General features: G+C 63.8%; 20 protein-coding genes, 1 pseudogene and 1 other annotated feature. Of the genes and pseudogenes, 11 read left to right on the top strand and 10 right to left on the bottom strand.

Annotated elements, in window-relative coordinates:
- Positions 1-94: 94 nt before the first annotated feature.
- The 4 genes from FOS14_RS23895 to FOS14_RS23880 form a co-directional block, all read right to left on the bottom strand.
- Complete coding sequence (locus FOS14_RS23895) at positions 95-1,057, bottom strand: recombinase family protein (RefSeq protein WP_143773354.1); 963 nt, start codon at positions 1,055-1,057, stop codon at positions 95-97.
- 232 nt (positions 1,058-1,289) lie between these two features.
- Complete coding sequence (locus FOS14_RS23890) at positions 1,290-2,048, bottom strand: sulfite exporter TauE/SafE family protein (protein ID WP_143773358.1); 759 nt, start codon at positions 2,046-2,048, stop codon at positions 1,290-1,292.
- Positions 2,049-2,117: 69 nt separating this feature from the next.
- Positions 2,118-2,381: a metal-sensitive transcriptional regulator gene (locus FOS14_RS23885; RefSeq protein ID WP_143773353.1), complete on the bottom strand. Its 264-nt coding sequence runs from the start codon at positions 2,379-2,381 to the stop codon at positions 2,118-2,120.
- A 261-nt stretch (positions 2,382-2,642) separates the two neighbouring features.
- Positions 2,643-4,025 (bottom strand): rhodanese-like domain-containing protein, encoded by a 1,383-nt coding sequence (locus tag FOS14_RS23880; RefSeq protein ID WP_143773352.1) that lies wholly within the window; start codon positions 4,023-4,025, stop codon positions 2,643-2,645.
- A gap of 339 nt (positions 4,026-4,364) precedes the next feature.
- On the opposite strand from FOS14_RS23880, the gene FOS14_RS23875 reads away from it, so the two are divergent.
- The 5 genes from FOS14_RS23875 to FOS14_RS23850 all read left to right on the top strand — a co-directional run bounded on the left by FOS14_RS23875 (position 4,365) and on the right by FOS14_RS23850 (position 8,242).
- A complete protein-coding gene (locus tag FOS14_RS23875; protein ID WP_143773357.1) occupies positions 4,365-6,449 on the top strand; it encodes an MMPL family transporter in 2,085 nt (694 codons plus the stop codon).
- Positions 6,450-6,521: 72 nt separating this feature from the next.
- The gene (locus FOS14_RS23870; RefSeq protein WP_143773351.1) at positions 6,522-6,791 is read left to right on the top strand and encodes a metal-sensitive transcriptional regulator; all 270 of its coding nucleotides are present in this window, start codon (positions 6,522-6,524) and stop codon (positions 6,789-6,791) included.
- Between the two features lie 58 nt (positions 6,792-6,849).
- On the top strand, positions 6,850-7,263 hold the full coding sequence (locus FOS14_RS23865) for a DUF302 domain-containing protein (RefSeq protein WP_143773350.1): 414 nt from the start codon (positions 6,850-6,852) through the stop codon (positions 7,261-7,263).
- 366 nt (positions 7,264-7,629) lie between these two features.
- Positions 7,630-7,845 carry a hypothetical protein gene (locus FOS14_RS23855; protein ID WP_221936765.1) on the top strand — a complete coding sequence of 72 codons (216 nt, stop codon included), beginning with the start codon at positions 7,630-7,632 and terminating at the stop codon, positions 7,843-7,845.
- 145 nt (positions 7,846-7,990) lie between these two features.
- Positions 7,991-8,242 carry a DUF2892 domain-containing protein gene (locus FOS14_RS23850; protein WP_185981925.1) on the top strand — a complete coding sequence of 84 codons (252 nt, stop codon included), beginning with the start codon at positions 7,991-7,993 and terminating at the stop codon, positions 8,240-8,242.
- 41 nt (positions 8,243-8,283) lie between these two features.
- On the opposite strand, the gene ctaD is transcribed toward FOS14_RS23850, so the two are convergent.
- Entirely contained in the window at positions 8,284-10,038 is a 1,755-nt protein-coding gene (gene ctaD / locus FOS14_RS23845; RefSeq protein WP_143773347.1) for a cytochrome c oxidase subunit I, read from the bottom strand.
- 130 nt (positions 10,039-10,168) lie between these two features.
- Positions 10,169-10,636 (bottom strand): Dps family protein, encoded by a 468-nt coding sequence (locus FOS14_RS23840; RefSeq protein ID WP_370512293.1) that lies wholly within the window; start codon positions 10,634-10,636, stop codon positions 10,169-10,171.
- Positions 10,637-10,765: 129 nt separating this feature from the next.
- Here FOS14_RS23840 and FOS14_RS25585 point away from each other — a divergent pair, with 129 nt between their 5' ends.
- From FOS14_RS25585 to FOS14_RS24900, 3 genes are all read left to right on the top strand, one after another.
- On the top strand, positions 10,766-10,999 hold the full coding sequence (locus tag FOS14_RS25585; protein ID WP_370512292.1) for a DUF2892 domain-containing protein: 234 nt from the start codon (positions 10,766-10,768) through the stop codon (positions 10,997-10,999).
- An 85-nt stretch (positions 11,000-11,084) separates the two neighbouring features.
- Entirely contained in the window at positions 11,085-11,360 is a 276-nt protein-coding gene (locus FOS14_RS23830; RefSeq protein WP_255450578.1) for a DUF2892 domain-containing protein, read from the top strand.
- A gap of 167 nt (positions 11,361-11,527) precedes the next feature.
- The gene (locus tag FOS14_RS24900) at positions 11,528-11,695 is read left to right on the top strand and encodes a hypothetical protein (protein ID WP_185981924.1); all 168 of its coding nucleotides are present in this window, start codon (positions 11,528-11,530) and stop codon (positions 11,693-11,695) included.
- A gap of 27 nt (positions 11,696-11,722) precedes the next feature.
- Here FOS14_RS24900 and FOS14_RS23825 read toward each other — a convergent pair.
- Positions 11,723-13,020, bottom strand: a protein-coding gene (locus tag FOS14_RS23825; protein ID WP_255450577.1) for an IS3 family transposase whose coding sequence is annotated in 2 segments (ribosomal slippage) — positions 11,723-12,726 and positions 12,726-13,020 — 1,299 coding nt in all. Because the reading frame shifts where the segments join, the coding sequence is not laid out codon by codon here.
- Positions 12,593-12,742 (bottom strand) — a sequence feature (AL1L pseudoknot). Its footprint overlaps the gene before it by 150 nt.
- Positions 13,021-13,598: 578 nt before the next feature.
- Between FOS14_RS23825 and FOS14_RS23820 the strand changes: the two are divergent.
- The 3 genes and pseudogenes from FOS14_RS23820 to FOS14_RS23810 form a co-directional block, all read left to right on the top strand.
- Positions 13,599-13,790 (top strand): annotated as a pseudogene (locus FOS14_RS23820) (hypothetical protein); the annotation flags it as partial.
- Positions 13,791-13,965: 175 nt separating this feature from the next.
- On the top strand, positions 13,966-15,315 hold the full coding sequence (locus FOS14_RS23815; RefSeq protein ID WP_143773344.1) for a rhodanese-like domain-containing protein: 1,350 nt from the start codon (positions 13,966-13,968) through the stop codon (positions 15,313-15,315).
- A 141-nt stretch (positions 15,316-15,456) separates the two neighbouring features.
- A protein-coding gene (locus tag FOS14_RS23810) for an IS3 family transposase (RefSeq protein ID WP_370512291.1) occupies positions 15,457-16,691 on the top strand; the annotation gives its coding sequence in 2 pieces (ribosomal slippage) (positions 15,457-15,775 and positions 15,775-16,691; 1,236 coding nt in all).
- On the opposite strand, the gene FOS14_RS23805 is transcribed toward FOS14_RS23810, so the two are convergent.
- From FOS14_RS23805 to FOS14_RS25365, 3 genes are all read right to left on the bottom strand, one after another.
- Positions 16,675-17,070, bottom strand: a complete 396-nt coding sequence (locus FOS14_RS23805) for a hypothetical protein (RefSeq protein ID WP_143773342.1) — start codon at positions 17,068-17,070, stop codon at positions 16,675-16,677. The genes FOS14_RS23810 and FOS14_RS23805 overlap by 17 nt on opposite strands.
- Before the next feature lie 299 nt (positions 17,071-17,369).
- Positions 17,370-19,385: a Tn3 family transposase gene (locus FOS14_RS23800; RefSeq protein WP_255450576.1), complete on the bottom strand. Its 2,016-nt coding sequence runs from the start codon at positions 19,383-19,385 to the stop codon at positions 17,370-17,372.
- Positions 19,307-20,365: a DUF4158 domain-containing protein gene (locus FOS14_RS25365; RefSeq protein WP_255450575.1), complete on the bottom strand. Its 1,059-nt coding sequence runs from the start codon at positions 20,363-20,365 to the stop codon at positions 19,307-19,309. The genes FOS14_RS23800 and FOS14_RS25365 overlap by 79 nt, the downstream gene beginning before the upstream one ends.
- Between the last annotated feature and the right edge of the window lie 69 nt (positions 20,366-20,434).

Raw genomic sequence — 20,434 nt, 5'->3', positions numbered from 1 at the left:
CGCCTCTGAGGAACAACGGAACGAAAAGTCACGGTAGACCGAGTTCGTAGGTTCACGATGCGAGTGACCTGTGCGCCTAGGCCGTGTGAGCACGTCATGGATGGATTGGGCAGATGAGCTCTGGGGACACGGCCCAGCCATTGTCAGTGAGCCAGCACGCGACCGTATCCGGTATGCCGCCGCCTGGGTCGGCGTAGACGCCGGCAACCAACGGGCCGTTGCCGCAGCGTCCGCACATCACGGTCAAGACCTGCTCGTGAGGCTGGCAGCGCGCGCAGTGCTGCTCTTCGTGAAGAAGTCCATACTCGTCGCTCTGCAGCCAGACGGTCTCGAGGTCAGCCAGATGTGGAATCAGCTCACGCCGCGCAGTTGGACGGTGCCCGCAGGACGAGCACGCCAACTGGTCGATCGGCTTCGCTTCCATCGACAATTCCGCTGCCGCCGTTGACGCTTCGGAAGTCGGGTCTGCAGCGGTGACCGATTCTGGCGGTCGCGGTGGCAGGTGCCGATACAGAGTAGAGCGGGTCAGTCCGGTCTTGGCGACGATCTCAGCGATCGTCGCACCACCGTCGCGCAGCTGTGTCGCGTAGGCCAAGTGTGCTTCGTTCACCACGGATGGCCGGCCGGTGCGACGGCCCTTGGCGGTCGCGACTGCTCGCGCGTGCGCGGCTCGTTCGATGGTGTAGGTGCGTTCCATCTGAGCGAACAGCGCCAGCAGCACGACCGCCAGTTGCGCCATCGGATCATCGGGATTGTTGGTGTCGATGCGGATCGGGTCGGCAAGGTTGCGGATCCCGATGCCGCGCTCGCGAAGTTCGTGGATCAGGTTCAACGTGTCACGCACAGTGCGGCCGAGACGGTCAAGGGTGTGCACCACGATGACGTCACCGTCGCGGGCGTACTTCAACAGCTTCGTCAGACCGGGCCGGTCCGTTGTGGCTCCCGACTTCTTGTCCAGGTAAATGTGTTCCGGTTTGATGCCCGCCGTTGTCAGTGCGTCGATCTGCCGGTCGAGGTCCTGCTTGGTTGTCGATACGCGCGCATACCCCAGATCCACTCGATGAGTGTACCGAAAGTTGTATCTGTACGAATGTTTCGGCATTTATTTATGACATCAACTTATGGGACGGTTCGAGGTGGACTGTTGACCCATCCCTCGAGGCTGTGGTTGACCGTCTCATTTCCCTGGAATTGAGACTGCCCGTCGAATCCTGGTTACCGGCATTCCGAAACAGGTGCATGGGGTTTTCCGGCGCTGAGGTAGCGTGCCTCCGCCTGAGGTCGTGCTGTTAGGACAGCAGTGTGTCGACAGCGATGAACGCGGCGACGCCGAACACCAGGTACGCGAACCAGCGTTGGAGTTTGTGCGTATCCAGCCGGGATGATCCGACGTGGCTTGTGACGAGGGAGGCCAGCACCGCCGTGCAGGCGAATGCTGCGGTCAGTGGCCAGTCGATTTCGGTACTCAGGTGCGCGGCGAGACCGGTGAGCGAGTTAGCCACGATGATGACCAACGACGTGCCGATCGCTGTCGGCATGGCGACGCCCAGCATGAGGACCAGTGCTGGGACGATGAGGAAGCCACCCCCGACGCCGAACAAGCCGGTGAGCACACCCACCCCGAATCCGGTAGGTACCGCGCGGGGTACGCACCGGCGCCAGTTGATGCCCTTGCCGGCGATCGAGCATGCGGTTCCTAGTTCGCCGGACGGCGAGAGCATCCGCACGCCGGCGGCGATCATCACGACCGCAAATCCCCCCATCAGCAGACGCTGCGATACATGCTCGCCGACGAGCGCCCCCAGAACAGTCCCGGGCGCTCCGGACAGTGCGAACACTGCCGCGAGCCGCCACTGGACTTCGTGTGCGCGAAGCTTCGGCAGCACGCCCACCGCAGCCGCGGAGCCGACGACGACCAACGACACCGGGACCGCTTGGGGCAGTGTGAGTCCAAGCCCGTAGACCAGCAGCGGCACCGCAAGAATCGATCCACCGCCACCGAGCAGTCCGAGAAGCAGGCCGATAACTGCGCCGAAGAGCAGGGCCATCACCAGCACTGAACCGCTCCTGTCGTTCGTCGGGAGGTGGCGCCCGCTTGATTAGGCCAGGGGACTTGATCAGGCTAGGGAGAGGAAGAGTTTCTCGAGTTCGTCCTCTGTGAGCTGTTCGGCGCCGGCTTCCCCGGCAATGCAGTCACGCAGGCCGGAGGCGACGATTTTGAAGCCCGCGCGATCGAGCGCTTTCGACACGGCCGCGAGTTGGGTGACGACGTCCTTGCAGCTGCGGCCTTGTTCGATCATGGTGATGACACCGGCGAGCTGGCCTTGGGCCCGGCGCAGACGGTTGAGCACCAGGGCGGTACTTTCGGGACTTCCGGACATCAGGGTTCTCCTTACCCTTGCGGGCTAGAACTGGAATGAGGTCATTCCAGGGTTGTCTTGGGTGCATGTGCAGCGCTGGTTCGCTGGCACCGCGTTCAGGACGGCCTCGGCGTGCTGGCCGCATCCGTCCCAGGTGGTCAGTCCGCATGCCGGGCAGCTGATCGGGTAACACATATTGTCTCTCTCCTTCGAGGTGGACGGGTTCGATGATCGATGATGCGGCTGTCGGCGCGGATCAACAGCAGTCTTCATCGTGAAGTGTCATGCGTTGGCGTGTGCCTCGGCCCAGGCGTTGTAACCACCGGTGAGGTCGCTGACGTTGGGCACACCATGTGCCCGCAGCAGGGAAGCGGCGACCGACGAACGCCAACCACCGGCGCAGTGCACCACGATCGGCTTGTCGGTGGCTAGCTCGCCAACCCGGTGGCGCAACTGCGCGAGCGGGATCGCCACGGCGGCCGGAATGAGGGCACCGTTCTCGCGCTCGCCGGGATTGCGGATGTCCACCACCGTGACCGCATCTGCGGCGATGAGTTCATCGAGCGTGGTGACGCTGGTGCGTGGCGCTGACTGCACGAGATCGCGCAGTTCCGGAGGGAAGCCGCCGTCGGTGTCGATGTTCAGGTAGCCGATGGCGCCGTCGGAACCGATGCGTGCCAGCCGTAGCGCCGAGTCCTGCTCCTCGCCGGGGTAGGTGATCACAGCGATCCGTGCACCGATGTCGGCGACCATGCCGCCGGTTTCGGCGAAGCGTCCGCCGAAGCCGACGTTGATCGAACCCTGTATATGACCCGCGGCGAAATCGTCGGGCGTTCGAGCATCGAGCACGGTCGTGCCCGATTCCAGTTCTGCACGCAGTTGCGACGCGGTCAGCTCCGGAACGTGTCGATGCTGGTCAAGGGTTTCCCGATCAGCCTTGTTGAGCGCCACGTCGACCGAGAAGTACGCCGGCGCGGCGGGTTGGCCGTCGGTGACCAGCGAGACGAAGTCGTCTTCAGTCATCGGCTGTACCGACGGGTTCGTGTGGCGCTGCTCGCCGATCGTCGAGGTCAACTCAGTGGACAGGTTCTTGCCGCACGAGGAGCCGGCGCCGTGCGCGGGCATTACAACCACGGAGTCGGGCAGCGTGAGCAGAACATCGTGAATCGTGTGGTACATCGCCCGCGCGAGATCGGTGGTACTGCCCTCACCCAGGTTCGCCAGGTCGGGTCGACCGACATCACCAATGAACAGCGAGTCGCCGGTGAGCACCGCAGCCGGGGTCGCGCCCGGCTGTTCGCGAACCAGCAGGCTGATCGACTCCCACGTGTGACCGGGAGTGGACAGCACTTCCAGGTTGACGGTCCCGAGGCTGATCGTCTCGCCATGGGCTAGTCGCCGGATCGGGTAAGCGGTCTCAGCAGCTTCCCCGAAGCCGATCCAGGCACCGGTTGCTTCGAGCAGTTCAAGGTGACCGGAGACGAAGTCGGCGTGGAAGTGGGTGTTGATGACACCTTCGATCCGCAGGCCGAACCGCTCGGCGTCCTCGAGATACTCGGTGACATCCCGACGCGGGTCCACGACGATCGCGCGACCCGAGGTGTCGTCACCGATCAGGTAGGAGGCGTGCGACAGGCACTCGATGTAGTACTGCTCGAGAATCATGGTGCGTCCTTGACGGTCGTGGCGGGTAGCTCGTACGAAGATATACCCCACAGGGTATTGAAATATTCCCGGGCACGAGCTCGGATTCGCGAAATCACATACCCCATGGGGTACTGTGACGGAGTTCCGCGACATACCCCCATAGGTATGAAGGTGATTGGGGGCTTTGGCTCCCGCACCAGTGCCAGATGCCCGGCACCCGCCTGGCGTCTGGCTTCTTGTGTGTTCCCCTGCTACTGCCCTAGGAGTGTTTCTGTGTCCCGCAGTACCGGTTCTATCCGCATTCGCGAAGCCGACCCGCCCACCGATGCCCCGGCTCATGCGGGCCTGCTGGGGCGGATGGGGGCGGCGATGGCCCGCCGGACCCGGATCGTGTTCGGCGTGTGGCTGATCGCGCTGGTCGCCCTGGGGGCGGTCGCCCCGTCGGTGTTCAGTTCCCTGGCCGGAGCGGGATGGCAGGCCAACGGATCAGAGTCAGTGCAGGTCCGCGAACTGGCCCAGCAGCATTTCGGGGGCAACTCGTCCGCTGCAGTGCAGGTCGTCGTCCACTCCGACACCCGCACCATCGACGATCCGAAATTCCAGCAGCTACTGAGCAAGGCGGCGGCCGTCTTTGCCGGTGACCCCCGTTTCGGTGAGGTGATTGCACCTCAGCCGGGCATGTCGATCAGTCCCGACGGACATACCGGCATCCTCATCGCGGGCGCGAACGCGAGCACCGACGACATGGTCAAGGCCGTCGACGACCACAAGAATGAACTCACTGCCCTGTCCGGGAACGGGATCGAGGTCTATCCGACCGGCGCGTCGGCTTTGTGGAGCGACTTCAACAAGGCAAACCACGACGCGATGATCCAGGCTGAGATGTTCTCGTGGCCGGTGACGCTGGCGATCATGGTGCTTGCATTCGGCTCGCTCGTCGCGGCGGGCCTGCCACTGCTGCTGACCCTGGCCGGACTGGTCGCTTCCGCTGGAGCCCTGGTGTTGCTCAACGAGGTCACGCCGATCTCGGTCTGGGCCATGAACTTCGCGATGATGTTCGCCCTTGCTCTGGGGATCGACTACGCGCTGTTCATCGTCGCCCGCTTCCGCGACGCGCTGCGATACAGCACCGACCCACGCACCGCGGTCGCCGAAACGATGGACACCGCCGGTAAGGCCGTCGCGCTGTCCGGACTGACGGTCCTGGTCAGCTTGTCCGCGGTCCTGCTCGTGCCGGCCCCGGCCGTGCGCACCATGGCTGTGGGGATCATGCTCGCCGTCTTCTTCGTGCTTGCGGCAACCCTGACCTTGCTACCGGCGGCGCTCGGTGCCCTTGGCGGCAAAGTCAATGCCGGGTCTTTGCCATATGCAAAGCTTCAACGCCACCACTCGCCCCGTTTCGCCGCCTGGGGCCATCTGCTGCATAAGCATCCGTGGCCGTTCGCGATCGGCGCGCTGATCGTTCTCATTGGACTGTCTGTGCCGGCGCTCGGTTTGAAGGTGGCGATGCCCTCTATCGCGGTCGTGCCCGCTGATGCGCCGGTGCGCCAGGGCTATGAACTGGTCCAAGCGCAGTTCGGAGACGGCACGCCCGGCATGCTGCAGATCATCGCCCCTGCGGCTGACGCCACCCAGACCGCGGCCACGGCCAAGGCGACCGCCGGTATTGCCATGGTGACACCGCCACAACCAGCCCCGGACGGCGCCGACTACGTCATGCTTCAGGCCGTGCCGACCGTCGACCCGTCGGACCCGCAGATGGGCGAGATCCTCGACCGCCTGCGTGTTGACCTGCCCGCCGATGCACTCGTCGGTGGAGCTGCGGCGGAGAACCTCGACCTGCAACAAGCACTCAACGACTACTTCCCGATGACCGTCGGCATCATCCTGGCGCTGGGATTCCTGCTGCTGCTCGTCGCGCTGCAGGCGCCGTTGATCGCAATCCTCGGAACCCTGGTCAGTCTGCTGTCCACCGCGGCTGCGTTCGGAGTCGCGAAACTGATCTTCCAGGACGGGCACGGCACCGGTCTGCTGGGTTTCACGCCGCAGGGGTTCCTGGACGGGTGGGGGCCGGTGTTCTTCTTCGCGATGATCTTCGCGATCGCGATGGATTACACGGTGTTCCTGTTGGCCACGGCGAAGGAGCACTACGAGCTGTCGGGAGATCCCAAGGTCGCCCATGTCGACGGGCTGGCGCACTCCGGGCGCGTCATTGCTGCTGCAGCTGCGGTCATGGTGGCGGTGTTCTTCACCTTTGCCCTCGCTGATCCGCTCCCGCCGAAAGAGATGGGCATCATTCTCGGCGTCGCGGTCCTGCTCGACGCGGTTCTGATCCGACTCGTGCTGTTGCCGGTCTTGCTGCGTATCACTGGCCACGCCGCCTGGTGGTCACCGGCATGGCTGCGTCGCATTCTGCCGGCCATCAGCTTCTCTCACCGCTGACCACCTGCTCACAGCTACCGCCACCATCATGCCCCCAGGGGGTATGATGGTGGCCTAGCGAAAGGGAGTCTCATGGTTGGCGACGAAGACAGTATTGCCCTGGTACTCAATCGACTCCGCCGCGCTCACGGCCAGCTCGCGGGAGTGATCTCGATGATCGAGCAGGGTCGCGATTGCAAGGACGTGGTTACCCAGCTCGCCGCGGTATCGAAGGCCCTCGACAGGGCCGGGTTCAAAATCGTCGCCACCGGATTGCGGGAATGCCTGACCGGGCAGATTTCGGAAGGTTCGACTCCGATGACCGAGGCGGAACTTGAGAAGCTGTTTCTGGCCCTCGCCTGAACCGCCACCGATGGCGGAGTCATGCCATGGGCATAACCCGAGCAGAACGGAACTGATCATGAACCTTGCGCTGTCGACCACGCTGCGCACCTCATTCGCCGACGCGGTGCAGCGGACCCGTGACGCCTTGGCCGGCCAGGGGTTCGGTGTGCTGACTGAGATCGATATGGCCGCCACGCTCAAAGCCAAACTCGGCGAGGAGATCGAGAACTACCTTATCCTCGGGGCCTGCAACCCCCCGCTCGCGCATCAGGCACTCAGCGCGTTCCGCCCGATCGGACTGCTGCTGCCCTGCAACGTCGTCGTGCGTACCGACCCAAGCACGGAGGGCGCGGTGATCGTCGAGGCGTTGAATCCGCAGCTGATGGTCGAGATCACCGGAGAAGCAGCCTTGAGTGAGGCGGCTACAGCCGCGACCGGCAAACTGCGCGCCGCTATCGAGACACTCGCCGCATCAGCCCCGCAGGCCTGACGAGGGGTAGGCGGAGGCACCTCACCGCTGGCCGATGACAAACGGCTGTCGCGGTTGGCCTGCAGTCCTTGAGATGAATGATCCGATCGAACACCAACTAACACGGGCGTGAACACAATGTGCCGAGCAGTCACATGCAGAAAATGCGGCAAGCCAACCTGGGCGGGCTGTGGCCAGCATGTCGACCAAGTCATGCGCAGCATCCCCAAGTCGAAGCGATGCCAAGGCCACCAAGGGGAGCCCGGAGCGGTTCGCGCATTTTTATCACGCATGTTCTCAAAAGGCTGAACCGTCGGTGTCGGGACGGCACCTGACCTGGGCCCGAGCCGTCGGGCCGGTGCGATTGAACGACGGGTGTTGACCGTCGTGGCCAGGACATCAACCACCGCGACACCAACCACCGCGACACCAACCATCGCGACAGACATCCGTCTCGGGCTGCAGGCGAACCTGCCGCAGTTCGTGCTCCTCGTCGTGGTCAATGCCCTCGTGGGTGGACTGCTGGGCCAGGAACGCACCGTTGTGCCGCTGCTGGCTGGCCAGGTTTTCGCCTGTCGGCCTACACCGCGGCACTGCCTATGAAAGTCAGGAACCCGTCGACTGTTGCTCACCCAACGCATGGTCGGATGCCTTTGTCTGATGCAAAAGTTCACCCCCATCTCCAGATACCCATAGGGGTATAGTGGAGGTGTGGTGTTCGATGTGAGAGGCAAGGCAAATGGGTGCGATGACGGCATTGGTTGGCTCGATGTCCGGTCCGGGCAGCCGGGCGATTCGGTACACGATCGGGCTGGTGCTGATCATCGGCGGCGTTGTTCAGGGCAGCACCGGCTGGTTGACGGCGCTGGTTGGGTATGTGCTGATGCATCTGGCCGCGACCGACACGTGCATCCTGCGTCGGCTGATCGGGCAGCCCGCAACCAAACGCGACGCCCCCGCTTCCTGCTTCCTTGATCGCGGTCAAGTCTTCGACCTGTGAAGCCTTCTGCCTCCCGCAAGGGAGTCTTCGCCCGTTGGGTCCTACTTGCTGTAGGTCTTGACCTCTTCCATGAGCTCAGCGGTGTGTTTGGCTGAGCCCCAGCCGATGTGCGCCTCGGCGCGCATCCGCTCGACCATGTGCGGGTAGTGCAGTTCGAATGCCGGACGCTCGGACCGGATGCGTGGCAGCTCGGTGAAGTTGTGCCGCGGCGGCGGGCAGCTGGTCGCCCATTCGAGCGAGTTGCCGTAGCCCCACGGGTCATCGACCGTGACGACTTCGCCGAAGCGGAAGCTCTTGAAGACGTTCCAGACGAACGGCAGTGTCGAGGCGCCCAGGATGAAGGCGCCGATCGTGGAGGTGGTGTTCAGGGCGGTGAATCCGTCCGATGCCTGGTAGTCGGCGTAGCGACGTGGCATCCCTTCGTTACCGAGCCAGTGCTGGACGAGGAACGTGGTGTTGAAGCCGATCATCGTCAACCAGAAGTGCACTTTCCCGAGGCGCTCGTCCATCATGCGTCCGGTCATCTTCGGGAACCAGAAGTAGACACCGGCGTAGGTGGCGAACACGATCGTGCCGAAGAGCACGTAGTGGAAATGCGCGACGACGAAGTAGCTATCGGAGACGTGGAAGTCCAGTGGCGGGCTGGCCAGGATGACGCCGGACAGGCCGCCGAACAGGAACGTCACGATGAACCCGACGGAGAACAGCATGGGCGATTCGAAGGTGAGGTGGCCCTTCCACATCGTGCCGATCCAGTTGAAGAACTTCACACCCGTCGGAACCGCGATGAGGAACGTCATGAACGAGAAGAACGGCAGCAGGACCGCGCCGGTGACGTACATGTGGTGCGCCCACACGGCGATCGACAGGGCCGCGATCGCCAGTGTCGCGTAGACCAGGGTGCGGTAGCCGAAGATCGGTTTGCGGGAGAAGACGGGGAAGATCTCCGAGACGACGCCGAAGAACGGCAACGCCACGATGTAGACCTCGGGGTGCCCGAAATACCAGAACAGATGCTGCCACAGGATTGTGCCGCCGGTCGCCGGGTCGTAGATGTGGCCACCGAGGTTGCGGTCAAACGCGAGGCCCATCAGGGCCGCGGTGAGCAGCGGGAACGCGAGCAGAATCAGGATGCTCGTGACGAAGATGTTCCAGGTGAAGATCGGCATCCGGAACATCGTCATACCCGGACAGCGGAGCACGACGACGGTGGTGATCATGTTGACCGCAGCCAGGATCGTGCCCAGGCCGCTTACCGCAAGGCCGAGAATCCACAGGTCCGCGCCCACGCCCGGTGAGTGGACCGCGTCACTGAGCGGGGTGTAGGCGGTCCAGCCGAAGTCGGCCGCACCGCCCGGGGTGATGAAGCCGGCCGTGGCCAGGGTGGCACCGAACAGGTACAGCCAGTAGCTGAAGGCGTTCAGGCGCGGGAACGCCACATCGGGGGCCCCGATCTGCAGTGGCAGCACCACGTTGGCGAAACCGAACACGATCGGGGTGGCGTAGAGCAGCAGCATGATCGTGCCGTGCATGGTGAACAGCTGGTTGAACTGCTCGTTCGACAGGAACTGCAGACCGGGGAGTGCCAGCTCGGCCCGCATCAGCAGGGCCATGAGGCCGCCGATGAGGAAGAACGCGATCGTGGTGACGATGTACATGATCCCGAGCACCTTGGGATCGGTGGTCGTGATCATCTTGTACAGATACGACCCCTTCGGCCCCACCCGCTGGGGATAGGGCCGCGCCGCGTCGAGCGTGAGCTGTGGCGCATCAGGGCGGTCAGCTGTGTACGTCATAACCAGACCTTTCGGTCTTGTGCACCACCGGCAGAACCGATAGAGACATCCGTTAGCGGTATCAGAAGACTTGATGCCTTATACCCCCAAGGGTATAAAGGTGCGACGTGAAAATCCAGACTCGCGAAAGTTATTGCAGAAGGCTGCGCAGCATCCAAGCGGTCTTTTCGTGCACCTGCATCCGCTGGGTGAGCAGATCAGCGGAGGGGGCGTCGGCGGCCTGCTCTATCAGGGGGAACAGGGAGCGGGCGGTCCGGACGACCGACTCCTGACCGTGTACGAGACGCTCGATCATGGTGGTCGCGTCCGGGCTGTCGCCCTCCTCTGGGATCGAGGACAGTTCGGCGAAGGCGCGATAGCTGGCCGGCGCATGCGCTCCCAGCGCTCGAATCCGCTCCGCGATCAGGTCAACGGCGGTCGCCAGTTCGATGTACTGGGCCTCGAACATCAGGTGCAGCGTCTGGAACATCGGACCAGTGACATTCCAGTGATAGTTGTGCGTCTTCAGATAGAGCGTGTACGTGTCGGCCAGTAGCCGGGCAAGGCCCGCGGCGATCTTCTCGCGATCGGTATCGGTGATACCGATGTCAATCGGCAGGCTGTGGTTCTGTGCGGCTTGAGTGTCCATGTCGGCGGTGCCTCCCCTTCTGTGGAATATACCCGGTAGGGTATTGGTTAGAGCGGTTGTAGAGGCAGAGATATTCCCGTCGCAAAGGAAGTTCCACGAATGAACGCATTCTTCAGATTCATGGCAGGGGCGCAAGGTCGCATCGCCCGTGTGATCGCCGGCCTGGTCCTCATTGCCGCCGGCGTCATGATGGGCGGCGGCTGGTGGATACTTGCCGTTGTTGGGCTCGTTCCCTTGCTTGCGGGCGTACTCGATGTATGCCTGTTCGCTCCAGTGTTCGGTCGCCCCTTCACTGGAGCCCGGCTCCGCCAAACCTGCCGGACTGCGCACTGAAGCAAAGGCTGACGCTCCCGTTGTGAGGCGGGAGCGCGTTTGCCATGGGTGGGGCCGCGGACTATGTTGCGAGAGGGATTTAGTTGTGACGAACCAGCGCTGGAATACTCGGATGAACCTGCCCGGCGACCGGTTGGTGCCGATAGTGGGTGGTGCCTGCGTGATGCTGAGCACGCTCATGGCGGTGTTGGTGACCCCATGGAGCCTTGCGGTCACCGCGTTCATCGGTGCGAACCTCGTGTTCTACGGCGCTCTCGGATGGTGTCCTGCAACACTTCTCCTGCAGCGATTCGGAATCCGCCAAGCCTGCCCGGCGACGGCGATGCGCTCCCAAAAAAGCAGCTCCGCGCGCGCTGAGTAGATCTCGGCGACAAGTGGGTGCAAGGGTGTAAACCCACCATCCGAGGTTCGCGCCACAAGTTCGGAACAGTAACGACGACGGCATCGCCGCCGGTGCGAATCTGGAATGGATCCAGAGGAGCGCGCGTTTCAAGTTATACCCCACCGGGTATATTTGAGGAGGCGACGATGCCGACGGGCAACCACTCACATCCTGCGGAAACCGCAGATTCTGGCATTGAACATCATGTTCCTGAGCTGATCGTTATCCGCGGTCCGGGCATCGTCAGGAACGCCTCTCTACCACTGGAGCCCGTCGGGCTCACCGTGGTGGGCAGCCGTGCCGAAACCGGTTGAATCGCCCCGGGTTTCGTGGAGGCTCGATTACTTGGAACCGACCTCGGTGAGGACCGGTGCTTCAGAGTAGGTGGTTTCTATCTGGCTGGCCCAGTGGTTCGCCTTAAACTCAGCCGGCGGGACGAGCCCGATCTCGCCGTGAAGGCGCCGGTGGTTGAACCAGTCGACGTACTCTGCGACCGCGATCTCAACGTCAGAGATCCCTGTCCAGCCACCCTTCGGGCGGGTGACGGGGTTACGGATCAACTCAGCCTTGAACAGCGAGTTGAATGCCTCGGCCATGGCATTGTCGTACGAATCTCCTTTGCTCCCAACCGATGCCACAGCGTCGGCAGCAGCGAGTCGTTCGGTGTATCGAATCGCTCGATACTGGACGCCCCTATCGGAGTGGTGAATCAACCCGCTCACGTCGTGACCAGCACGTTTACGTCCCCACAGCGCCATCTCAAGCGCATCCAACGCCAGATCGGTGCGCAGGCTGGTCGAGACCTGCCAGCCGACGACCATCCGGGAGAACACGTCCAGGATGAACGCGGCGTACACCCACCCGGAGTACGTGCGGATGTACGTCAGGTCCGACACCCACAATTGGTTCGGACCAGTGGAGGTGAACTGGCGTTTCACCAGATCAGCCGGACGTGGCGTCTCCGCACCCTCGCTGAGCGTGGTCTTGCGGGTCTTCTCCCGTGAGATTCCTTGCAGTCCCAGTACTTTCATCAGACGTTCGACGGTGCATCGGGGCACACCATGTCCTTGACGGTTGATCTCCTTGTGCACTTTCCGGTAGCCGTAGACTCCGAAGTTGTCGGTGTGGACTTGGCCGATGATCGGTGAAAGCTCACCGTCACGCACTGCCCGCGCTGATGGCGGTCTGGTCTTGGCTGCGTAGTACGTGCTCGGAGCGATCTGCACGCCCGCGGTGCGCAGCACCGTGCAGATCGGCTCGACTCCGAGCTTGTGGCCATCGACGACCTGGTCTCTGTGTTCGTCGATGTAAGCGGTGATCACTTCAGTTTGCGGTCGAGCTCCGCTGCCGCGAAAAACGCTGACGCGGTTCGCAGGATCTCATTCGCGCGTCGTAGCTCGCGCACCTCTCGTTCGAGGTCAGCGATACGTTTGGCCTCGTCGGTCGTCGTTCCGGGCCGGGTCCCGCCGTCGATCTCGGCTTGGCGGACCCAGCCACGCAGCGCCTCAGGATGAACCCCCAGCTGCTTGCCGATACGCGCGATCGCGCCCGTCGCCGATGCCGGGTCCCTGCGAGCCTCCACCGCCATCCGGGTTGCTCGTTCCCGAAGCTCCTCGCTGTATTTGCGCTGTGCTCCCATAACTCTCATCCTTCCGTGGAATGAGAGCCTCCATCAGACCCGGGGCGATTCACTGCGCGGCGATATGAAAGCCGTCCCCGCAATGTCGGTGTTCGGTCGCCCGTTTACTGGAGCCCGGCTCCGTGAAACCTGCCACGTTGCGCGCTGACGCGGACTGACTGTCCACGCGCGCCCAGGTCGTGGATGCACCGTCATCGCGAAGCGCTCGACGCTTCAACCCGACGGGTTGCTGTGTGGTTTGGGGTAACAGCCAGAGGGATATTCATCAATCCAGGTATGGCGGCGTCGCGTCCTGCCGATGATCCGCTTCACTCCGTGTCGATACCCCTAGAGGTATGATGGAAGGCGGGGAAGGAAGGTCCGGTGGTCAGCAGGAATGAGACCTTTTCATCGGAATTCAAGCGACGCGCATGGCCAGCTCGTGCGGTGATCTCGGTGACCGAGCAGGGCGCGGCTGGCTGGACGTCATGGCAAAGCCCGCGCCTTTCCGCAACAGCATGCCTGACCAGGCCATCCGCCTGGCGATCTACTCCGTCTGCCGCGCCGATGAAAATGAGACCAGATCATGAGACTTGCCGATCGGGTTGCTGCTGCCCTGCAACGTCGTGATCCGCCGTGACCGAACGACCGAGAACACCGTGGTGGTGGAAGCGATGAATCCCGCCGTGCTCGTCGAGGTGACCGGCGAACCGGGTCTCAGGGACATTGCCACTGAGGCGGCGACTCGACTGCAGGCGGCCCTTGAGGCTGTGGCCGCGCAATCGGACTGAACGTGGACGCGGGGGAACGGACCGATCCGAGTGGGCGTATCTCGACCGACGCGGTCACCGCGGGTACTTCGCCGCCTCGGGTGCTCGGCGCGCTCTCCCATCTCGACCTCGCGGCGAGTGCGTCAGATTCGATCGGGCACCGACCACAACCAACTACGACCCACAGGAGCGCACCATGGACGTCTCGATCATCGAAACCTCGAGCCTGGGCGACCGTAGCTACCTGATCAGCGCCGAGGGCACCGCCGTCGTGGTTGACCCGCAACGCGACATCGACCGAGTCCTGCACCTGGCCCGCGATCGCGGTACCCGCATCACCCATGTACTGGAAACCCACATTCACAACGACTACGTCACCGGCGGGCTCGAATTGGCTCGAGTCACCAACGCAGAATATGTCGTTCCCGCCGGGGATGATCTCCGATACCAACGCCGTGCGGTGAAGGACGGTGACATCATCGACGCCGGTGCGTTCACGCTGCTTGTCCTGCACACCCCCGGCCATACCCACCACCACGTCGCCTACGTCCTGCGTGAGAACACCGGTGTGCCTGTCGGGGTGTTCACCGGCGGGTCGATGCTATACGGCTCCACCGGGCGCACCGACCTGGTCGGCGCCGAGCACACCGAACAGCTCACCCACGCCCAGTATCACTCCGTGCGGCGGCTGGCCGCCGAGCTTCCGCCCGAGACCGCCGTGTACCCCACCCATGGATTCGGCAGCTTCTGTTCGGCTACCCCGACCAGCGGCGAATCCTCCACTGTCGGCGAACAACGCGACACCAACCCCGCACTGACCCAAGACGAACAAAGCTACGTCGACGAACTCATCGCCGGACTGACCGCCTACCCCGCCTACTACGCACACATGGGCGTCATCAACATCGCCGGCCCCGCTCCGGTGGACCTGTCGGCCCCTGAACCGGTCGACCCCGACGAACTCCGCCGCCGAATTGACAACGGCGAATGGGTCGTCGATCTGCGCGACCGCACCGCCTTCGCCGCCGGTCACCTCGGTGGCACGCTCTCCTTTGAACTCTCCGACTCTTTTGTCACCTACCTTGGGTGGCTCTACAAGTGGGGCGCACCGCTGACCCTGATCAGCAAAAACCATGAAGACATCGCCGAGGCCCGGCGTGAACTGGTCCGCATCGGCATCGACGACCTCGCCGGCGCCGCAGTCGGTGAAATCCACACACTCATCGACGGCACCGAGCCCCGCTCCTACCGCGTCGCCCAGTTCCCCGACCTCCCCCCGGCCAGTGCCGACCGAAAGATCACCGTCCTCGATGTTCGGCGCACCGACGAGTACGACACGAGCCACATCCACGACGCCATCAACATCCCCCTCCACGAACTCACGGACCGGATCGACACCGTCCCCGCGGGCGAAGTATGGGTGCACTGCGCCTCTGGTTACCGCGCCTCCATCGCCGCATCGCTCATCGACCGTCCCCACCGTGACGTCGTGCTCATCAATGACGACTACGACCACGCCACCGACCTCGGCCTCACCACCCAATGAACCGGCCAAAGGCCGCGCGCAAGGCATAGAAATCGGAATATCGCGCCTGCATAAATGATTCAGGCGCCAGGGCCTTAACCCCTCGTGTTGGACACGCTCAATCCCGGTCAGAGACCGGGGGAAGCGAGATGATCCAACCCGATGGGAAACAAGAAGAACTACTCCGACGAGTTCAAACGTGACGCGGTCGCGTTGTATCGCGACACCGACGGTGCCACGCTGTCTGCGATCGCTAAAGACCTCGGCATCAACGACATGACGCTGCGTACCTGGTGCAAGGCCGCGGGCGTGCCGATCCGCCACAGTCGCCCTGGTTCGGCAGTTCCGGCCGCAAGCGGGATCGATGAGACACCCGAGCAGGAACTGGTGCGGCTACGTGCCGAGAACCGCGAGCTCAAAGCCGAGAAGACCAAGCTCGCCACCGAGCGGGACATTCTGCGGTCGGCGGCCAAATATTTCGCCGGGGAGACTCGCTGGTGACCCGCTTCCAGTTCGTCGAATCCCACCGGAACACCTTCGAGGTGAAGCGGTTATGCGAGGCCGTTGAGGTCTGCCGTTCGTCGTTCTACGCGTGGGTCGACGCCGCCGATGCACGGGCCGAACGACAGGCCGCCGATGACGCGCTTGCCGAGCGTATCCGCATGATTCACAAGGCCGACAACACGATGGGCGCGCCGCGGATCACGCCCGAGCTCAACGACGGTTCCGCCGCCGATGAACGCGTCAATCACAAGCGCGTGGCGCGGGTGATGCGTGAGCGCGGAATCGCCGGTTACCGGCGCAGACGCCGCGTCAAGACCACGATCCCCGATCCGGCGAACCAGAAGGTTCCGGACCTGCTCAAACGCGATTTCACCGCCGACGCAATCAACGAACGGTACGTCGGAGATATCACGTACTTGCCGTTGGAGTTCGGCGGCAACCTGTACCTGGCGACGGTGATCGACTGCTGCTCGCGGCGGATCGCGGGGTGGGCGATCGCCGATCACATGCGCACCGAACTCGTCGAGGACGCGCTCAAAGCCGCTGGCTTGCTCCGTGGGTCTCTCGACGGCGCCGTATTCCACAGCGACCACGGATCTGTCTACACCTCAAAGGACTTCGCGAAACTCTGCAAGGAGCTTGGAGTGACTCAGTCGATGGGTGCGGTGGGAACGAGCGCTGACAACGCACTCGCGGAATCGGTCAACGCCGCCCTCAAACGAGAGATCTTGCAGGACCGGAACCGCTGGACCGACGCAGGTCAGTGCCGGCGCGAGGTGTTCCGGTGGCTCGTTCGGTACAACACGCGTCGGCGTCACTCGTACTGCCGGTATCTCAGCCCCGCCTCGTACGAAAGCGAGCACCACGCCGGTAACCTCATGCAGGCCGCGTAATCAGAAACCCCCGTGTCCAACATCCGGGGTTAAGGCCCCCAACCAAAGACATCGCGGCGAACGCTGCATAGGTCGCCATGCAGACCAGTAATAGCCAGGTGACGATGTGCCACTGCTGGTACTCGGCCCCATTGCGATATGCGCGGAAGGTCTCGATCCCGGCGCCGATCGCTCCGATCAACAGAATCGTGAACGGCACGACCGCGAGGGCTGTCCAGGCGAACGTCGAGCAAGCTTCGTCAGCCGTTGGCCGACAGGCGTTCGGATCGTTGGCGATCCAGACGGCGAGACCGATAGCGACAGCCACGGCCGCGACAAGAAACGCAATGCCCCAAAAAGAGGCACGGCGCGCTTGTTGAGGCCGGTCCGGACTACTCACGAGGTGAGGTTACCCAGGTTAGGACGAGCTAACCTGCAGCTGATCTCGTTCTGCCGCTCGGCAATTGCAACGAGGACCGACGCACGACGATTGGGTGAAGAGTCCAAGAAATCCCCGAAACTGCTGTGATGTGCTCTGCCACCACGCCACAGCAGAGATGGCTCGAACACAGCGGACGCCGAAGGGCACATCGCGCTCCACAGGACTCCGAACATTGTGTGGCTGACTTCGAACATTCACATCGCCAGGCACATCAAGCCTGACGCTTGGCCACACATCAAGGGCTCCTGTCGTGCCATTCAAAGAGTAGACAGTTCGTCGTCGTTGTCCTCGGGATCACGAAGGGGGCGGCGCCCGCTCAGTTCGGGCAGCTGGAACGAGTAGTGACCGTGCACGTTGATGTGGCGGCGGATGTAGGGAGACAGTCGGGCCACATCCTCACCGCGCACCGGATAGCCGTTGGCGCGCAGCTGCTCAACGGCGGCGTCGAGGTACACGGTGTTCCATAGCGTGATGCAGTTGAGTACCAGCCCGAGCGCACCAAGCTGATCTTCCATCCCGTCCCGGTAGGCCTGGTACAGGTCGCCGCGGCGTCCGTGGAAGGTGCTGCGGCCCAGATCGTGCCGTCCCTCCTGCAGGTTGCGCATGAACTTGATGTCGCGGCGGTAGCTCTCGTCGTCGACGAAGGTCAGCACGTGCAGCGTCTTGAAGATCCGCCCGTAGTGCGCGATCGCTTCGCCGAGCTGGGTAAGGCTGCCGCCGCGGGAGACGACGCGCAGGATGTCGTGCGCAGATACCGCGCCGGTGTGGATGGAGGCGACAATGCGCAGGATGTCGGGCCAGTGCCGGGCGATCGCGACGGTGTCGATTCGCCCGCGGGCAGTCGCTGTCAGCGGGCCGTAGTCCGCGCCCTGGTCGATGCGCCACAGCTTCGCGTCGGGCAGATCCGCCAGCTGCGGGCGGTAATCGAACCCGAGCAGGGTGAGGAGGCCGAAGACGACGTCACTGTACGAACCGGTATCTGTGATCACCACCTCCGGGCGCGCCCCGCCGTCCTGGCTGTAAATCAGGTCGATCAGGTGGAGCGAATCGCGTGGAGTGCCTGATACGACTCGTCCGGCGGTGCCGACGGCCTGGTCGGAAATCATGTTCAGCCAGGTGACTCCGCGTCGGCGGTGGAAGTATCTTGGGTTCGGTCGGGTCTGTGCGGAGCGGGCCGGGACCACAAACCGCATGCCGTCCACCGCCGCGACCAGGCCACCACCCCACGCCTTTGCCAGGCTGATGCTGGACTGGGCGGTGATCAGCACTGCGTTCGCCGAGGCATAGCAGTCCGGTCGCAGATAGTTCTGGTCCACGTGCGAGATCCGGTCCCGGGTGAGGGCGGCCACGCCGGGACTGATCACCGGCCGGTAGCCGACGTTGAGCGCATGTGCAGTCAGCGCGGCCGCGACACTGACGTGCAGGTCGGCCAGCCGGGTTCTGCTGCCAGACACGGCCGTGAATGCCTGCGCGAAACCCGGATGCCAGGCCATGACCTCCAGGATCAGCTCGGGCAGGTCCACGTGCGGGATCATCGCCGCGGTCCGACGGCGCAAATCCACCAGCGATGGCGGGTCCGGGACGGCCTCGACCGCGCCCGCATGCAACCGCCCGTCCTCGTCGAGCCGGTCGAGACGGTCGGGTGTGATTCCGGCTGCGGCGTGCCGCCACGCGGTGTCCAGGTCGCGGGCGTTCCCGGCGAGCAGTCCGCTCGGATCTGCTGGTAGTTGCAGCGCATTCAGTGCCGAGGACTTCGTCGCGTCCCAGGCGGGACCCGTGAGCAGCTTTGCGCGGGGGTCGCTCCACCGGGCCGATGCGACGGCGAAGATGTCACCTTTCTTCAGGTGCCGGTGGAACTGTTCGAGCACGCAGAACACGTAGCCGGCGCGGTGCACTGTGACCTCGGGCCGCTCCGGGGTGAACACCAACCGCTGCCACCAGCCGGGCGGCACGAGATCGACCGCCACGCGCCGGGCATCGAGGTACCCAGCGGGAACATGCTGGGTCGGTCTGGTGATCATCAGATTGGGCAGGTCGCTCATCGCCGCGAGCACCGGAGCCGCTTGCGCGGTGGCATCGAACTTGATCACCCGGCACAGCAGCGGAACGAACGTCCGCACCGACGCGTACCTCTCCACCAACGACGCCCGCCACTCACCATTCGGGTCTGCGTCGGGCGGGGGCAAAACCTCGGTCACTCGGTCAACGGCAGCGCGCAGTTCATCGCGCGGGACGACGTTGTCGATCGCGTCCCATACCGTCTGCAACGGCACGCGATACGCGGGTAGCGGCGCAGCTTCTCCTTGCTGGACTCGCGTTCGGCGCGGGCCAGCAGCTCGGTGGTCAATACCACGTCGAATAGCTCCAGCGCGTCGTCAACCGTGCGGGACTCCAGCCAGCGCACGGTCGCCAGCAGCGTTGCCAACCGTCTGGCCCGTGGATGACGCCGCAGCAGTGGCGCCTTTGCCGCCATCCCGTACCGCGCCAGGTCGGCCACCCTCCGCCACGGCACCGCGACTAAGTCCAGCTCACCCACGCCCATCGCGGCCACCTCTTCGGCACGCTGCAGCGCCCGCACCAACGCCGTGCCCGACGTGCGTGTCGGTCCGCGCCGCCACCCCTCCAGCAAGGAAACTCGTTCTCCGGCAGGGACTTCCAGTAGCTGGTCAAGAAGCCGCGCCTGCTTCCCGGTCAGCTGACCGGCGAGCGTGTCGTACAGCCGCTGCGCAGTTTCCTCGCGCACCTGGGCAACCAGCCGGGCGAGCGTCGTCACTCCGGGCAGTAGTACGCGACGCTCCCTCAGCCACGCCACCGCGCCGTCGAACAACACTTTTGGCCCGTCGCCGGTCGTCCACGCACGATCATCGATCCACGACTTCAGATCCGCTTGCGCCGCACCGAACTCTCGCCACCCGTCGAGGGTGACGATCTCGGCTTGATGCTCGAATCGGGTAGGGCGCCGCTCGGTATAGCGCTTCACACACGATGCATCGGCGACCCCGATCTGGCTGGCCACGTAGTCCAGCACCGCGACCGGCACATCCAACGGGTCCGGCAGGAACGTTCCCAACCAGCGCACCGTCACCAGTTGTAGGCCGTACCCGAGTTTCGAATAGTCACTGCGGCGCCGACTGATCAGCTCCAGATCGGCGTCATCCAGAAAGGCGAATCGGTCCAGGTCCTCACGGGTCGGAATCCCGGTGAACCGCCCAAACGCCCGCGCCTGTTCATCGGATAGGAACTCCACCGGCACAGCCGCACACCGTACGCCCAGCAATCAGGTCCTGGCGTGACTTTTCGTTCCGTTGTTCCTCACGGGCCG

It is taken from the genome of Skermania sp. ID1734, from assembly GCF_007489285.1.
Classification (GTDB): domain Bacteria; phylum Actinomycetota; class Actinomycetes; order Mycobacteriales; family Mycobacteriaceae; genus ID1734.
The sequence above is the reverse complement of the archived record's forward strand: the minus strand, read 5'-3'. Positions and strand labels throughout refer to the sequence as shown.

Bases quoted from the DNA above. Each gene is read 5' to 3' on its own strand.
- FOS14_RS23850 (WP_185981925.1), top strand. From the start codon at position 7,991: ATGACGGCATTGGTTGGCTCGATGTCCGGTCCGGGCAGCCGGGCGATT.
- FOS14_RS25585 (WP_370512292.1), top strand. From the start codon at position 10,766: ATGAACGCATTCTTCAGATTCATGGCAGGGGCGCAAGGTCGCATCGCC.
- FOS14_RS23815 (WP_143773344.1), top strand. From the start codon at position 13,966: ATGGACGTCTCGATCATCGAAACCTCGAGCCTGGGCGACCGTAGCTAC.
- FOS14_RS23865 (WP_143773350.1), top strand. From the start codon at position 6,850: ATGAACCTTGCGCTGTCGACCACGCTGCGCACCTCATTCGCCGACGCG.
- FOS14_RS23880 (WP_143773352.1), bottom strand. From the start codon at position 4,025: ATGATTCTCGAGCAGTACTACATCGAGTGCCTGTCGCACGCCTCCTAC.
- ctaD (WP_143773347.1), bottom strand. From the start codon at position 10,038: ATGACGTACACAGCTGACCGCCCTGATGCGCCACAGCTCACGCTCGAC.
- FOS14_RS23875 (WP_143773357.1), top strand. From the start codon at position 4,365: ATGGGGGCGGCGATGGCCCGCCGGACCCGGATCGTGTTCGGCGTGTGG.
- FOS14_RS23885 (WP_143773353.1), bottom strand. From the start codon at position 2,381: ATGTCCGGAAGTCCCGAAAGTACCGCCCTGGTGCTCAACCGTCTGCGC.
- FOS14_RS23870 (WP_143773351.1), top strand. From the start codon at position 6,522: ATGGTTGGCGACGAAGACAGTATTGCCCTGGTACTCAATCGACTCCGC.
- FOS14_RS24900 (WP_185981924.1), top strand. From the start codon at position 11,528: ATGCCGACGGGCAACCACTCACATCCTGCGGAAACCGCAGATTCTGGC.
- FOS14_RS23890 (WP_143773358.1), bottom strand. From the start codon at position 2,048: ATGGCCCTGCTCTTCGGCGCAGTTATCGGCCTGCTTCTCGGACTGCTC.